The sequence below is a fragment of the Acidisoma sp. 7E03 genome (genome assembly GCF_054665075.1).
Window position 1 is genome coordinate 1 of sequence record NZ_BAAFHE010000017.1, and the last position, 14,453, is coordinate 14,453.

Here is a 14,453-nt window from a genome sequence, read left to right on the forward strand (position 1 = left end):
TCGAGAGCGTCGAAGCCTTTCTCTACGCCGCTGCCACCGTCATCCTGCTGCGACGGCTGGCCCGTTGATCTATCGATTCGAAATGGCCTCTCAGCCGGGATACATCCGCACGCTGTCCGCCACGGCGTCGGCCACCGCCTCCTTGGTGATGACGCCGAGCACACGCAGCGGCGCCCCCGGCGCGGCTGGACCCACGACGATCGCGATATGCGCCCCCGTGCGCGCCAGTCTGCGGATGATGTCGAAGGCGACATCCGTCTCATGCGCGATGGTGAAGCCGGGCTGGGCCAGTTGCGCGAGCGGTAGGCTCGCCGTCGTCCCGGCCATCACCTGCCGCAGTTCCTCATCCACCGTGACGGTGCCAATGATCTCGCCGCCGCGGGTGACGACGGCATGCTGCAGCCCGCCCTGCGCCGCCGCCATTTGGCGAAAGCTCGCATAGGATGTGCTCTCGTCCAGCACCAGCACGTCCCGCGCCATCATCGCATCCGCCCGCCGCACCAGGAACATGTTGGCGTGCAGGGCTTTCGGAATGGGGTGGCCCCGGCGCACGAGTTTCAGGGTGTAGATGTTCTCGCGCGAGAGCAGGCGCCGCACGCCGAGTGCGGCCGCCACCGCCAGGATCATCGGCAGGACGATGTTATAGTCCCGCGTCATCTCGAAGATCATGGTGACGGCGGTCATCGCGGCCCCGGTGCCACCGCCCACCATCGCCCCCATCCCGACCATGGCAAAGGCCGGAAGACTGACGGGCGCGTGGGGAAGAACGAGGGTGACGATGGAGGCAAATGCCGCCCCGAGCGTCGCCCCCATGAAGAGCGAGGGCGAGAAGACGCCGCCCGATGAGCCGGAGCCTAGGCTGATCGAGGTCGCGAGCAGTTTCGCGACGAAGAGCAGCAGCAGGAAGCCCGCAGCCATGATCTGGCCGTAGAGCGTCGCCTGGATGGTGGAGTAGCCGACACCCTCGATGAAGTAATGGCCGGCGCCTCGGTAGAAGAGATACATCATGACGCCGACGATCAGCATGCCGATGACATGGCGCGTATAGCGGCCGGGAATGCGGTCGAATCCGTCTTCGATCCAGTGCAGCCCGCGCACGAAGAGGGCAGCGGCGATGCCGACGACGCCACCGAGCAGCGCGTAAAGCAGCAGGGTCAGCGCGCTGCTCGGGCTATTCGGCAGGGCGGCGAGGTTCAGAGGCACGCTGAAGGCGGGCTGTGAGCCGAAGAAGAGCCGGCCGATGAAGGTGGCGGTGCCGGTCGCGACGGCGACGGGCAGGAAGGTGTTGACGCTGATCTCGGGCAGCATGAGTTCGGTCGCGAACAGCACGCCGCCGATCGGCGTGTTGAAGGTCGCCGCGATCCCCGCCCCGGCGCCCGCCGCGACCAGGGTGATGCGCTGGCCCGCCTGCATGCGGATGATCTGGCCGAGACTCGACCCCAGGGCGGAGCCGATCTGGATGATCGGCCCTTCCCGACCGACGGCCGCACCGCTGCCGATGGCGAGCGCGGAGGCGATGGATTTGACGAGCGCCACCACCGGGCGGATGCGCCCGGCATTGTAGTAGATGGCATCCATCACCTCGGGCACGCCATGGCCTTTTGCCTCCGGCGCGAAGTTGGAGACGATCCAGGTGACACCGAGGCCGCCGATGACGGGGACGAGGATGACGAAGATCCCCCACGGGCTCTCGGGCGTGAACAGACTGGCGTTATAGGCGAAGGAGAATTGGCCGAGGAAAAGCACGTTGTGGACGAGGCCGATGAGGCCACGAAACACGACGGCGCCGAAGCCGGTGATGACCCCGACGACCAGAGCCAGCGCCGCGAGCGGCAGAAGGCTCATCCGCGGCACCTCTTCCTCGGGCGGTGCCGGCGGCGCCTTGGGCGGCACGGTCGAGGTCTGGACGGAGGGATGCGGGTCGTGGATGGGGCCGTCTTCGAGCGGTTGGTCGATCATCCAGACGGATCTCCTTCTTGGGCTGGAGGCACCGCGTGTCGAACTGCCGCACCTAATCCATCGCCGGGCGTTTCCTGGGGCACGCGGCGTCGCGCATGCCCGGGGCAGGCTGGCCTGTTTGCCGCGTGAAAACAACCTGCCCTCTGCCGGCTGGCTTCCCTCGAGGCGGACTGATACCAAGGCTGACCAGCGATCGGGGGGAACCGCCATGAGCGACCGCATTCTCGTCTTCTACGGCTCCTATCGGCGGGACCGCATGGGCATCCGGCTCGCGGATTATCTCACGCGGGAACTCGCGGCCCTCGGCCAGGACGTCGAGCTGATCGACGCGAAGGCGGTGGACCTGCCGATGCTCGACCGGATGTACAAGGAATATCCGAAGGGCGAGGCGCCGCCCGCGCTGGAAGCCCTGGCGCAGAAGATCATCGCGGCGGATGCCTTCCTCTTCGTCACCGGCGAATACAATTGGGGCCTGCAGCCCGGCCTCAAGAACCTGATGGATCATTTTCTCGAGGAATGGTTCTGGCGCCCGGCCGCGATCGCGAGCTATTCCGCCGGCCGCTTCTCGGGCGCGCGGGCCAATTTCCTGCTCCACGGCACCCTCTCGGAGATGGGCATGGTGGTGATCTCCTCGACCATCGCGGTCGGCCCCATCGCCGCGACACTGGATGCCGAAGGCAGGCCCACGGGCTCGGCGGGGGACTCCCTCGCCCGTGCCTTTCCCCGCTTCGCCGAAGACCTCGCCTGGTGGACCGAAGCGGCGCGCGCCCAGCGCGCCCGCCGCGCCCCGCCCTATTGAGGCGCGGCGGCTGCCGCCAGACCAGCGCCGGCCGTCAGCGCCCTGAACCCGACCCATCCCCAATAGACCCGGTGATGGGTGATCCGTCCTTCCGCGATGTCCATCACCTCGACCAGATCGAGTTGGTCGCCCTGCGGCGTGGCGCGCGGATATTCCCAGATGAGCTGGCGGCCGTTGGAGAAGAAGGTCCCGCTGCGATGCCAGCGGGCGAGATCGCTCTGCAGCGTGCGAAAGCCGGCCTCGAAAAAGGCGCGGATGGCGGGCTTACCGTGCAGGATGCCCTCCGCCTTGTCCGGCAGCGTCACCAAGATCAAGGGCGTTTCCAGAACCGCCTCCTCGGCATAAAGCGCCATCAAACCTGGCAGATCGCGAGCGCGGACCGTGTCGTGCCAGCGATCATAGACATGGCGGATGGCGGCGTCGGTCAGGTCGGTCATCATCGGTGTCTCCTCATCGGCGTGTGGCAGGGAGCTTAGGCGGCGCGGGCCGCCCGATGCTTCGACCCGGGTCGAAACATCGGGACGACGGCAGTGCTAGGGTGGCACCTCTTGACCGGAGACCCCGATGGACCCGCAGCCCACTCTCGCCACCGCTGCCTTCCTGATCGCCGATCCCGCGCGCGCCGCCATGCTCACCCGCCTGCTGGACGGACGGGCGCAGCCGGCCGGTGAACTGGCTCATGCCGCGGGCATCACGGCGCAAACGGCAAGCTCCCATCTCGGCAAGCTGCTGGCCGGGGGCGTGCTGACCGTGGAGAGCGAGGGCCGGCATCGCTACTACCGGCTGGCGGGGCCGCACGTCGCCCTGGCCTTGGAGACTCTGGCCGCCATCGGGCCGGCCGGGACGGTGCGGCGCCGGGCACCGAGCCCGGAGGCGCAGCGGCTACACTTCGCCCGCTGCTGCTATGATCATCTGGCCGGACGATTGGGCGTCGCCCTCACCCAGGCCCTGGAGGCGCGCGGCCTCCTCGCGGCGCTACCCGAGAAACGCTATGCGGTCACGGCCGAGGGCGCCGCCTGGTTCGCGCGCCTTGGCCTCGATGTCGGCCAGATCAAACCGAGCCGCCGCGGCCTCGCCAGGCAATGCCTCGATTGGACGGAGCGCGAGCACCACCTCGCCGGCCCCTTGGGCACGCAGTTTATGTCCCTGCTGTGCGCGCAAGGGTGGCTGCGGCGCACGGCCGCCTCCCGCGCGGTTGAGGTCACGCCGAAGGGACGGATCGCGCTGAAGGAGCAGTTAGGCGTGGATGCCGGATCTCTCCACGGGTTGGTGACAGATCTCCGGCCGATCAGAAGGCGCTCTTGACCACGCCGCCATCCACACGCAGGGCGGCGCCATTGGTTGCGGCGGTAAGTGGGCTCGCCACATAGGCAACCAGCGACCCGACCTCTTCCGGTGTCGCGAAGCGCTTGATCAGCGAGGTCGGCCGGACGTGCTCGAAGAACTCGGTCTCGATCTGATCGGCGGTCTTGCCGTCCGACTGCGCCAAGGTATCGATGAAGTCGACGACCCCGCGGGATTTCGTCGGCCCTGGCAGCACGCTGTTAACGGTGATGGCGGTGCCGGCGACGGATTCGGCGATACCGCGCGCGGCCGCGATTTGTGCTGCCTTGGTTACCCCGTAATGCACCATCTCGGCCGGGATCTGCACGCCGCTTTCACTGGAAATGAAGATGATCCGGCCCCAGTTCCGTGCGCGCATCGCAGGAAGGTAGAGGCGGGCGAGCCGCGTGCCCGAAATCACGTTCACCTCGAAGAAGCGCCGCCAGTCGGCATCCGGTATCTCTTCGAAGGGCTTCGGCTCGAAGATGCCGAGATTGTTGACCAGAATCTCGATCTCGGGAAACCGGTCGATCAATGCGAGGGCCGCGTCCTCGGTCCCGAGATCACCGGCGAATCCGTCGACGCGGCCCTCGCCGGCCTGGGCGAGTTCGGAGACTGCACGGTCCACCGCCTCCTGGCTGCGGCCATTGACGATGACATGGGCACCCTCCGCGACGAGCGCGCGGGCGATGGCATGGCCGATGCCCGCCGTACTGCCGGTGACGAGCGCGCGCTTGCTCTGAAGTTGAAGATCCATCGACGCTGTTCCTTCTGTCTACGGCTAGCCGCTCAAGTACGCGTAATCGAAATCCCGCCGTCAACCAAGGAGGCGGTACCGGTGACGAAGCTGGCCTCGTCCGACGCGAGATAGAGAACCGCGCGGGCGATTTCATCCGGCTGCGCCACCCGCTTCAGGGCATGCAGGCCGGTGATAAAGGCCTGCTTCTCGGCGGTGCCGTTCATGTCACGATACATGTCGGTATCCACCGCGCCTGGTAGGACCGCATTGACGCGCACCTGCTGCGGCCCGAATTCCGCGGCCAGGGCCTGCGTCAGGCCGATGAGGCCGGATTTGCTCGCGGCATAGGCTGCCACGCCCGGAAAGGAGAAGGTGTGGCCCACGAAGGTCGAGGTGAAGATGACGGACCCACCGCCATGCTTGACCATCTCGGCGATCTGATGCTTGGCGGCGAGGAAAGAGGCGGTGAGGTTGACCGCGACCGTATCGGCAAAGCCCTGAGCCGACACCGCGGTGCTGGGCCCCGCCTCTCCGATCACGCCCGCATTGTTGAAGGCGATGTCGAGCCTGCCGAAGGTCTCGACCGCGGCACGCACCAGCGCTTCGTGGAACGCCTCGTCCCGCACGTCCCCGGCCAGTGCCCGGGCGAGACCACCGGCCGCCGTGATCTCGCCGACGAGACTGTCGAGTTCGGGCTGCCGGCGGGCACCGACGATGACCCGCGCGCCTTCCTGAGCGAAGAGACGGGCAGTGGCATGACCGATTCCGGCGCTGGCCCCGGTCACGATCGCGACCTTGTCGCGTAGACGGCTCATGATGCATCTCCCTGTTCTGACGATGGAACGTGATGTCATGAGGGAAGATGCTCTTGCGCGATCCTTACGATTAGTGACCAGAATACGTTTTTATAATTCGGGATTGCCGAAAGATGATCCGGATCGAGGGCATCGAAGCGTTCATTGCGACCGTCGAACATGGATCGCTGAGTGCGGCGGCGCGCCATCTCCGCCTTTCCACCTCCGTGGTGAGTGAAAGGCTGTCGGAACTCGAACGTTCGCTCGGCGCGCGGCTCCTCCATCGCAGCACGCGCAGGCTGGCACTCACCGAAGATGGCAACGCCTTTTTTCCGCGCGCGACCCGTGTCATGCGTGATCTGGCCGAGGCCACAGCCGATATTGCCGAGCGCCGGGGCACGTTGAGTGGCCCCTTGCGCATCGCGGCACCGGTAACCTTCGGCCGCTTGCACCTCGGACCTGCGCTCTATCCGTTCCTCAAAGCCCATCCCGACGTGCAGTTGACGCTCGATCTCGATGATCGGCAGATCGACATTGCCTCCAGCGGCCATGACGCGATCATCCGGCATGGTCCGATCGACGATAGCCGGCTGATCGTCTGGACGCTGGCGGAGAGCCGCCGCATGCTCACCGCCTCGGCGGATTATCTGGCGGCCAATGGCACACCGCGGACGCTCGACGATCTCTCAAGGCACCGCGGAATCTACTACACCAATCGCGGGGCGGGTGACTGGCGCTTTCACACGCCCGAAGGACCGGTCTCGATCCGCGCGCGGCTGTCCCTCGCGGTCAACAATGGAGACATGATGCGGGATGCGGCGATCGCGGGCCTCGGCCTCGCCATGCTGCCCGCCTTCATCGCGGGCCCGGCGGTCAAGGCCGGCGATCTGGTGGCCGTGCCGCTCGAAGCAGCCCCAGCACCCGATTTTCTCTTCATCGGCCATGCCCAGGGGCGAGAGCCATCGACGAAACTGCGCCGCCTGGTCGCGCATCTGCGCGAATGCTTCGGCGACCCGCCCTATTGGGAGGACGACACAAGTTGCGTCTCGAAGAAAGCACTCGAATAGGGATCGTTATCTCTTCGTCATCACCGGGCAGGGCCGCCCGGCAATGACGCGCTCTAGGGGGTTCCGGCCGGTCTCAGTATTGGACCTTGTCTGTCTTCTTTTGATACTCCTTCCAGACCTCGACAGCCTCGGCGCGCATGATCTGCTTGATGGGAATTTCGCGCTGATCGACCGGCTTGCGAAGTTCGGAGTAGATCTTGCTGTCGTCGAAATTGCCGTATTCGAACGCGTCCTCGATCTGTGCCGCATAGAAGACTTTGCTGATCCCGGCCCAGTAGGTCGCCGCCATGCACATGGGGCAAGGTTCGGCGCTGGTATAAAGGGTGGCGCCTTCGAGCTTGAAGCTGGCTTCCGCCTTGCAGGCATTGCGGATCGCTTCCATCTCGCCGTGCCAGGTGGGGTCCATCTCCGCGACAACGCGATTGGCCCCTTCGCCGATGATCCTTCCATCCTTCACGATTACGCAACCGAAAACGCCGCCCGCGCTCTCGACCAAGGAGGTGATCCGGGAAAGCTCTATCGCGCGAGCCATGAACTTGATGTCGTCATCATCAGACATATTGTTATCTTTCTGGTACCGGTTCGAAGACATCAGGCACAAGCGCGCGCCAGAGCGATCTGACGGCGTGATCTTATTATAGAGCCCAAAAAAACATTATTTCAAAAACATAAAGTAATACAATTGTCCCGATGCCCAGCACTTCCATCCGCAGGCGCTGCTGTGGATTGGGATTGAGCCACCAGCCGAGCGAGGCGATCGCAAGCTTCATCAGCGGCCAGGATACCAGGGAGACGCTGATGGCATTGCCGATGAAGGTCGAGATCGCCAGAGGCGCATGGGCCAGACGTGGCATCAAAAACCGGATTTCCAGCATCACCACCGGGAACAGCACCAGCAGCACGAGGCAGGTCTGCTTCCAGGCGGCGGGCGGGGGTGCGTTCGGCTCGGCGGGAAACCAACCTCCGAACGGATTGTTGAGCCGCCTGCTCTTCCATCGCTGTACGCGGGGATCGGCCGCTTGCAGGAGGGACGCCCGCTCCTCAGAGGCAAGCCACGCTTCCAGCTGTGCGGGCGTAGAAAAACGAACCAGCGTGGTCCAATAGGGCATCGCGGGCATGATCGGTGCCTGAATGAGCGTGCCCATATAGCCCGGAAAGGTCGATTGGTGGGCTTGCATCCGTTCCGCCCAGCTTTGAAAGGCCACCTCCTGCCCAGGCTCGACGTCGGTCGTGATCACTTCCGTAACGCTATTCAGAGAGTGGAAATCCGGCGCCACTTCGTCCCAAAAACCGGCGTCCCGGTCGGCCGACATCGCACGCACGGCCCCCAACAAGTCTGCGCGGGCCGCGGAACTCTGCCAATGCGCGAGGGCGCTCTCCGATTCAAACCGCTGGATCACGCGCCAGTCGGGGGCGCCCGGAAAAGCCGGGATGATTTCAAGACTGACAAACCCCGGGCAATCCGCCGCCGCCCTGGTAAAGTGCGACTGCCATTGGGCGAAATCCTGATCATTGCCTTCGCAGAGCATGATCCTCGTCATAATCGCAGTCGCGAGGGCCGGACGTTCCGCCGAGACCGTTGCAATATCAGTGACCACGCTTGGCTGCTCATACCCAGGGGATGACGATACCAGCCTTGTGCCGTAGCGCAGGTGCGCTTGTCACTTGTTTTAGTTTCGCATTGTGCCGCGCTGGGGCGTCCTTTCCTGGCGGCGATGATGGCTTGCGCAGCCTGGCGACGCCGCCACAGAGCCTTTGCCTTCAGGCCCTCTCTCCATCCCCGGCGTCCAACCGTTTCTCGAAGAAGAAGTCGGGATAGGGATCGTCATTGAAGCGGGGGATCTCGGTCCAGCCGGTATTGCGATACAGGGCCACCGCCTCCGGCAAGGCGCTGTTGGTGTCGAGCCGCAGCGTGGTGATGCCGCGGCTGCGCGCCGCCTCTTCCGCCGCCGCCATCAGCCGGTGCGCGAGGCCCAAGCCGCGGGCCGCGGGCGCCACCCACAGCCGCTTGATCTCGGCATAGTCCGGTCCGGTGCCCTTGAGGCCGACACAGCCGAGGGGCATGCCGTCCGCCATCGCGAGCAGGAAGGCACCGCGCGGCCGCATCATCGCGGCGGCCTCGGGGTCGCGCGACAGCGAGACGTCGAAGCCGCGTTCGAAGCGCTGCGCGAGTTCGGCGTAATAGGCCTCCAGACATTCCCGCGCCTCCGGACGGCGCGGGTCCACCTCCTGCATCTCGATGCGGTCCTGCAACAGCGTGGCGGCCACGAGGTCCATCGCCGCCAGCAGCCTTTCCGGCCGGCCGTGGCGGCCGAGGATCGCCTTGGCCTGACGGTTCGAAAGCCGCTCGTAGGCGGCGAATTCGGCCTGGCCCGCAGGGGTCAGCCGCGCCTGGCGGCGCCGTGCATCCTCCGGCGCGGCTTGCACCGTCACGAGCTTCTCCTGCTCCAGCGAGCGCAGCAGCCGGCTCATCAGACCGGAATCGAGGCCGAGATAGTCGCGGATCGCGGCCACTTCCTGCCGGCCATGGCCGATGGCGTTGAGGACACGGGCGACGCCGAGCGGCCGGCCGCGGCGGAGGAAGGAGGAATCGAGCGCGCCCACGGCGGAGGTGACGGCACGGTTGAAGCGGCGGACGCGGGTGATCGGATCGAGCGGCATTTATCTGACTTAGGTCAGAGAAATGCCAGCGTCAACCGAAGGTGCGGATCAGCGGCCGAAACGGCGGTCGCGCTGCTGGAAGGCGCGAACGGCGCGCAGGAAATCCACCCGGCGGAAGGCCGGCCACAGCACGTCCGAGAAATAGAACTCGCTGCGCGCGCTGTGCCACAGGAGGAAGCCGGACAACCGCACCTCGCCGCTGGTGCGGATGATGAGGTCGGGCTCCGGCGCATCGGCGAGGTAAAGGTAGCGGGCAATGCGCTCCGGCGTCACCGCGGCCGCGGCTTGTGCGAGAGACTGCCCCTCCGCCGCCGCCGCCGTCAGCATGCCGCGCACCGCGTCCGCGATCTCCTCGCGCCCCCCGTAGGCGATGGCGATGTGCAACGCCATGCCGTCGTAGCCGGCCGTCGCCTCCTCCGCCTCGCGGATGACGGCGCGGGTACGCGCCGGCAGCTGGTCCAGCCGGCCAATGGCGCGCACGCGCACGCGCTGGGCATGCAGTTCCGGGTCCTCGGCCAGGCTGCGCAGCTTGTCCTCGATCGCGGCCATGATCCCGTCCACCTCGTCCGAGGGGCGGGCCAGATTGTCGGTGGAGAAGACCCAGAGGGTGACGGCGGGAATGCCGAGACCGCGGCACCAGGCGATCACCTCGTCCAGCTTCTGGGCTCCAAGGCGGTAGGCTTCTTGCGCCTGCGCCCATCCCGCCCGAGCGGCATAACGACGATTGCCATCCAGCACGATGCCGATGTGCCGTGGCACGGCCGTACCGGCGATTTCACGTTCGAGCCGCGCTTCGTAGAGCCGGTAAAGCGGGTTGAGGAGCCAGGCGATGCCCGCCGCTGCGCCATGGCGGGTGGGTGCCTTCACACGGGCTAAGGCAGCAGGCTGGGCGACGTCTCCGGACAAGGGCCTTCCCTTCGCGTCAAAGGTCACACAGGACATGCGGTTGCGCACGCGGCGCTATATGGGCGCGCGGGCCAATTCACCAATTGCAGGCGCGGTGTCTTATGACCTGCATGGGGGCGCATCGCACGCCCCATTTGACGCTCTTCGGCGTTGCATCGCATTGATACGCCCTGCCATTGTTCCGCCTCACAGCACTTTTAGAACCGTTTTTATGCTCGCCTTTGCTCGATCTTTCCCGTCATCCGCCCCGATGGTCCGCCCATGAACGACGCGCACGCCCCCCGGCCGAAGCCGCGCGTCTTCGCGCTCGAACGCGAGACGACGCCGATGCGCGTTGCCGCGGCACTGCGGGCCGAGATCGCCAGCGGGGCGCTCGCGCCTGGCACCCATATTCCTGAGCTGGATTTCACCGCGGCCTTCGGTGTCTCCCGCCACACCTTGCGCGAAGCGATCAGCCTTCTGGTCGCCGAGGGGCTGCTGACGCGCACCTCCTTCAAGGGGGTGCAGGTCACCAAGCTGTCCTCGACCGAGGTGCGAGACATTTTCGCCGCGCGGCGCGTCATCGAACTTGCGGCGGTCGATGCGGTGCCCAGCGCGCCTGCCCACCTGCGGGAGGCGCTGATGACGACGATCACCGATCTGGTGGCCCTGCCCCCGACCGTCACGGGGCCGGAGATGAGCGACGCAGATGTCGCGGTTCACCGCGCGATCGTCGCGATCCACGGCTCAGACCGGCTCTGCGCCATCCATCGAGCACTCATGGCGGAAATCCGTCTCTTGCTGGTGCGCGTTTATGTGCCGGAAGACGTCGCCGATACGCGAACGACCCACGCGATCTTCGCGCGCCACCTGCAAATGGGGGACATTGCCGGTGCACGCGCCGAACTCGACCGGCATCTGCGCCGGTCGGAGGACGTGGTGGTGAGAGGCGCCCAGCGGCAGGAAGCCGGGGGCTGACGCCGCCGTCGCCGCCGCGGCGCCCCGGCTTTCCGTCTCACCGTTCGGCCAGACGCTCCACGGCCGAACCCGCGGGTTCCACCTGATCGTCCAACGGGCGGATCACCGGATGGCCCATGGTCTTCCACACCACGTCGTTCACCGCGGCTGGTTCCCGCACCACCTGGGTTTCCGACGGGATGAGCTTACCCTGGGCATCGAAGCGCAGCGCCACCACCCAGTCGAAGACGTCATCCGGCCAGCGGCCATTGGGCAGGATCGCCGTGGGATCGGCGCCGAGGGCGGCCAGCAGCTTGGCCATCTTCGTGTGATGCCAGGAAATCAGCGTCGTCTCATTGGCCGGCTGCGCCTTCAGCCAAGCGACGAGCTGGCCCACGGCATGATCCGCGCAGGGCTGGGCGATCTCCATCCCGGTCTCGAGGCTCAGCGGCTCCAGCGTCAGGCGCGGGCGGGCGCTGTTCTCGGTATCCTTGGCCGCAACCAGCGAATCGATCTGAAGGCGGTCACCGTCCAGCGTGAAATGGCGGAAGTAGCGCGCATAGACCTGGGCGCGCATGTCGCCCGCCGGGGACAGGCCGGTACCGAAGCCGGTCTTCTCGGCATGGCGCACGATCAGCAGCGTGGCATTGCTCAGGCCGTTGACCGCAGACACATGCTCCGCGAAAGCACCGCTGGTGGGGCTATCGAGAGTCAGAGCCGCCGCGGGCGAGACCATCGCCGCCAGAGCCAATCCGCAAGCCGTCAGAGCCATCCGCATCGGTCGTCTCCATCAGAAGCGACGTCATTTTACTGTAACTTGGTTAGAACACTCATTGATTTAAAGCAAGGAATGCCCCCGTTTCCTGCAGGGATCACCCGCGCCTGAGGAACGGCGGCGCAGCGGTCTCACAAGCGATATCTCCGAACCTTTCCAGCCTCTTGCACCCATCGGCTGCGACGGATACTGAGGGCGTGGCGCAGCCGGGTCGCTGTCCGCTGCGTCCCTTTGGCTTTCCCTTCACGCCCGCCCCCCGGAGCATCCGCGCCATGCGCCTTGCACTGATCCTGCTGCCCGCACTCGGCCTGGCGCTCGCCGGCTGCAGCTCCTCCCTCGGCGGCGGCAGCACCGCGCCGAGCAAGACCTACATCATCATGCCGAATGGCCAGCAGACGCAGTGCGGCCCGGGCACCGGCACCAGCTGCCCCTGAGGCTGCAACGCCGCTGCGGGGCAGCGCGCCCCGGCGGTTTCTCGCTCCCTCTCTTGGCCGCGGCCCTGGCGCTTTCCGCTTGCGCCGGGCCGCCGCCGGCGACCATCGCCCTTGCCAGCGAAGGCGACGGCCAGGTCGCCCTCGTCACCCATGGCTGGCACACGGATATCGCCCTGCCGGCAGACGAAGCGACGGGGCCGCTCTCGCGCTTCCGCAGCCTCTTCCCCGGGGCGCGCACCCTCGTCTTCGGCTATGGCAAGCGCACCTTCATCATCGCACCCGCCCATACGCTGGGCGAATGGATCATCGGCCCCTTCCCCGGCCCGGCGGCGATCGAGGTCAGCGCCGTCGGCACCGATGCCGCCACCGCCTATGGCGCCGCGCATGTCACCACCCTCGCGCTACCGCCGGGCGGCGCAGCCGGCCTCTCCGCCTTCCTCTGGCGGTCTTTCGCGACGACGCCGCAGGGCGCGCCCCGCTACATCGGCGAAGGGAACTGGTCCGGCAGCCTGTTCTATGAGGCGCGCCAGCGCTACGGCCTGCTCCACACCTGCAACACCTGGAGCGCAGAGGCGCTGGCCGCGGGCGGGCTGCCCATCCATCCGGCCGGCGTCGTCTTCTCCGGCCCGCTCCACGAACGGGTTCGGAAATTGTCTCGGCAATCATCAGAGCAATGACTGGACGAAGCCCCCTGTGCCGTCGTTAGCTTGCGGTGTCCAATGCCAAGGATGATGCCTTTGCCCACCGCACCGTTTCATCTCGCCTGGTTCCTGGAAGGATCGAGCGTGCATGGCTGGGGCCATCCCTGGTCCGGTGCCATCGGCCGCGACTGGCAGAAGCCCGATCTCTTCATCGACCTTGCCCGCAGCCTCGAACGCGCCTGCTTCGATTACGTGCTGATCGAAGACTCCTCCTATGTCGGCGAAAGTTTCGAAGGCAAACGAGACATCTATCTCGAACGCGGCATCTCCGTTCCCCGGCAAGACCCCTCGGTGGTCGCGACCCTGCTGACCCAGGCCACCCGCCATATCGGCATCGTCCCGACCTTCGGCACCTTCGCCTATCCGCCGTATCTTCTCGCCCGCCTGATGACGACGCTGGACCAGGTGTCGGACGGCCGCATCGGCTGGAACATGGTGACCGGCAGTTCCGATTTCGCGGCGCGCAACTTCGGCCTGCCGGCCATGCCCGAGCACGACCTCCGCTACGAGATGGCCGAGGAATACATGGCCGTCGTTAACGGGCTGTGGGCGGGCTGGGCACCGGACGCGGTGATCGCCGACCCTGCCACCGGCCGGCTGGTGGACCCGGCCCGCGTCCGCAGTCTCGATTTCGAAGGCCGCTGGTTCAAGAGCCGCGGGCCGCTGAATGCCGGGCCTGCACCGCAGGGCCGGCCGGTCATCGCCCAGGCCGGCGGCTCGGACCGGGGGCGGCAATTCGCCGCGCGGCATGCCGATACCATCGTCGCCTCGGCGAACGGTGTCGATGCCATGCGCAGCTACCGCGCGGACGTCCGCGCCCGCATGCATGCGCTGGGCCGCAATCCGGACGACTGCAAGGTGCTGTTCCTCGTCTCTCCCATCCTCGGCGCCTCGGACGCCGAAGCCGAGGCCGAAGCGCGGCGCCGGGCGGAGCAGGCGGCCGGGGATCTCTCCCGCGCCCTCGCCTTCTTCGGCAAGATCACCAACATCGATTTCGGGGCCTTCGATCTCGACACACCGGTAAGCCAGCTCGACCTGCGGACCAATGGTCATCAGCAGTCGCTCGACGAATTCCGCCGCTTCGCGGGCGACCGCAGCCTGCGCGAGGCCATGGCCGCCTTCGGCGCGAGTGGAAAATCCCTGCGCTTGGTGGGCAGCCCGGAGCGGGTCGCCGATAGCATGGCAGCTGCCATGGAAGCCGTGGGCGGCGATGGCTTCCTGATCTCGCTGCCCGCCATCACCCGCCGCGCGGTTGCGGAAATCGCGGACGGGCTGGTGCCTGCGCTGCAAGCGCGCGGCCTCGTCCGTACCGAATACCGCCACGCTCAACTACGCGACAATCTGCGTGACTTCTGAGAC

Annotated in this window: 16 protein-coding genes; 7 read left to right on the forward strand and 9 right to left on the reverse strand. The window is 66.6% G+C overall.

Annotated elements, in window-relative coordinates; all coding sequences use genetic code 11:
- Nucleotides 1–90: 90 nt before the first annotated feature.
- Nucleotides 91–1,959 carry a chloride channel protein gene (locus ACYQ6W_RS20355; RefSeq protein WP_459677887.1) on the reverse strand — a complete coding sequence of 623 codons (1,869 nt, stop codon included), beginning with the start codon at nucleotides 1,957–1,959 and terminating at the stop codon, nucleotides 91–93.
- A gap of 208 nt (nucleotides 1,960–2,167) precedes the next feature.
- Between ACYQ6W_RS20355 and ACYQ6W_RS20360 the strand changes: the two genes are divergently transcribed.
- Nucleotides 2,168–2,758 carry an NADPH-dependent FMN reductase gene (locus ACYQ6W_RS20360; RefSeq protein WP_459677889.1) on the forward strand — a complete coding sequence of 197 codons (591 nt, stop codon included), beginning with the start codon at nucleotides 2,168–2,170 and terminating at the stop codon, nucleotides 2,756–2,758.
- Here ACYQ6W_RS20360 and ACYQ6W_RS20365 read toward each other — a convergent pair.
- Entirely contained in the window at nucleotides 2,752–3,198 is a 447-nt protein-coding gene (locus ACYQ6W_RS20365) for a nuclear transport factor 2 family protein (protein WP_459677891.1), read from the reverse strand. The genes ACYQ6W_RS20360 and ACYQ6W_RS20365 overlap by 7 nt on opposite strands.
- A gap of 124 nt (nucleotides 3,199–3,322) precedes the next feature.
- On the opposite strand from ACYQ6W_RS20365, the gene ACYQ6W_RS20370 reads away from it, so the two are divergent.
- Nucleotides 3,323–4,063 (forward strand): ArsR/SmtB family transcription factor, encoded by a 741-nt coding sequence (locus ACYQ6W_RS20370; protein WP_459677893.1) that lies wholly within the window; start codon nucleotides 3,323–3,325, stop codon nucleotides 4,061–4,063.
- Here ACYQ6W_RS20370 and ACYQ6W_RS20375 read toward each other — a convergent pair.
- Together ACYQ6W_RS20375 and ACYQ6W_RS20380 are read right to left on the reverse strand one after the other, a co-directional pair.
- Nucleotides 4,047–4,838, reverse strand: coding sequence for an SDR family NAD(P)-dependent oxidoreductase (locus ACYQ6W_RS20375; RefSeq protein WP_459677894.1), 792 nt, complete (start codon nucleotides 4,836–4,838; stop codon nucleotides 4,047–4,049). The two genes, ACYQ6W_RS20370 and ACYQ6W_RS20375, sit on opposite strands and share 17 nt — an antisense overlap.
- A gap of 32 nt (nucleotides 4,839–4,870) precedes the next feature.
- The gene (locus tag ACYQ6W_RS20380) at nucleotides 4,871–5,635 is read right to left on the reverse strand and encodes an SDR family oxidoreductase (RefSeq protein ID WP_459677895.1); all 765 of its coding nucleotides are present in this window, start codon (nucleotides 5,633–5,635) and stop codon (nucleotides 4,871–4,873) included.
- Between the two features lie 113 nt (nucleotides 5,636–5,748).
- Between ACYQ6W_RS20380 and ACYQ6W_RS20385 the strand changes: the two genes are divergently transcribed.
- Complete coding sequence (locus tag ACYQ6W_RS20385; RefSeq protein WP_459677897.1) at nucleotides 5,749–6,681, forward strand: LysR substrate-binding domain-containing protein; 933 nt, start codon at nucleotides 5,749–5,751, stop codon at nucleotides 6,679–6,681.
- Nucleotides 6,682–6,754: 73 nt separating this feature from the next.
- Here the strand turns inward: ACYQ6W_RS20385 and ACYQ6W_RS20390 are convergent, their stop codons facing one another.
- The 4 genes from ACYQ6W_RS20390 to uppS all read right to left on the reverse strand — a co-directional run bounded on the left by ACYQ6W_RS20390 (nucleotide 6,755) and on the right by uppS (nucleotide 10,248).
- Nucleotides 6,755–7,240: a nucleoside deaminase gene (locus tag ACYQ6W_RS20390; protein ID WP_459677898.1), complete on the reverse strand. Its 486-nt coding sequence runs from the start codon at nucleotides 7,238–7,240 to the stop codon at nucleotides 6,755–6,757.
- 76 nt (nucleotides 7,241–7,316) lie between these two features.
- Entirely contained in the window at nucleotides 7,317–8,279 is a 963-nt protein-coding gene (locus ACYQ6W_RS20395; protein WP_459677899.1) for a hypothetical protein, read from the reverse strand.
- Nucleotides 8,280–8,442: 163 nt separating this feature from the next.
- Complete coding sequence (locus ACYQ6W_RS20400; protein WP_459677900.1) at nucleotides 8,443–9,342, reverse strand: bifunctional helix-turn-helix transcriptional regulator/GNAT family N-acetyltransferase; 900 nt, start codon at nucleotides 9,340–9,342, stop codon at nucleotides 8,443–8,445.
- Nucleotides 9,343–9,390: 48 nt separating this feature from the next.
- Nucleotides 9,391–10,248, reverse strand: coding sequence for a polyprenyl diphosphate synthase (uppS, locus tag ACYQ6W_RS20405; RefSeq protein WP_459677901.1), 858 nt, complete (start codon nucleotides 10,246–10,248; stop codon nucleotides 9,391–9,393).
- Nucleotides 10,249–10,509: 261 nt separating this feature from the next.
- Here uppS and ACYQ6W_RS20410 point away from each other — a divergent pair, with 261 nt between their 5' ends.
- Entirely contained in the window at nucleotides 10,510–11,205 is a 696-nt protein-coding gene (locus tag ACYQ6W_RS20410) for a GntR family transcriptional regulator (protein WP_459677902.1), read from the forward strand.
- A 37-nt stretch (nucleotides 11,206–11,242) separates the two neighbouring features.
- On the opposite strand, the gene ACYQ6W_RS20415 is transcribed toward ACYQ6W_RS20410, so the two are convergent.
- Nucleotides 11,243–11,962: a hypothetical protein gene (locus ACYQ6W_RS20415; protein WP_459677903.1), complete on the reverse strand. Its 720-nt coding sequence runs from the start codon at nucleotides 11,960–11,962 to the stop codon at nucleotides 11,243–11,245.
- A 269-nt stretch (nucleotides 11,963–12,231) separates the two neighbouring features.
- Here ACYQ6W_RS20415 and ACYQ6W_RS20420 point away from each other — a divergent pair, with 269 nt between their 5' ends.
- The 3 genes from ACYQ6W_RS20420 to ACYQ6W_RS20430 are packed head-to-tail and all read left to right on the forward strand — an operon-like array spanning nucleotide 12,232 to nucleotide 14,450.
- Nucleotides 12,232–12,393, forward strand: a complete 162-nt coding sequence (locus ACYQ6W_RS20420; protein WP_459677904.1) for a hypothetical protein — start codon at nucleotides 12,232–12,234, stop codon at nucleotides 12,391–12,393.
- A 53-nt stretch (nucleotides 12,394–12,446) separates the two neighbouring features.
- Nucleotides 12,447–13,070: a DUF2459 domain-containing protein gene (locus tag ACYQ6W_RS20425; RefSeq protein WP_459677905.1), complete on the forward strand. Its 624-nt coding sequence runs from the start codon at nucleotides 12,447–12,449 to the stop codon at nucleotides 13,068–13,070.
- A gap of 54 nt (nucleotides 13,071–13,124) precedes the next feature.
- A complete protein-coding gene (locus tag ACYQ6W_RS20430) occupies nucleotides 13,125–14,450 on the forward strand; it encodes an NtaA/DmoA family FMN-dependent monooxygenase (RefSeq protein WP_459677906.1) in 1,326 nt (441 codons plus the stop codon).
- Nucleotides 14,451–14,453 lie beyond the last annotated feature (3 nt).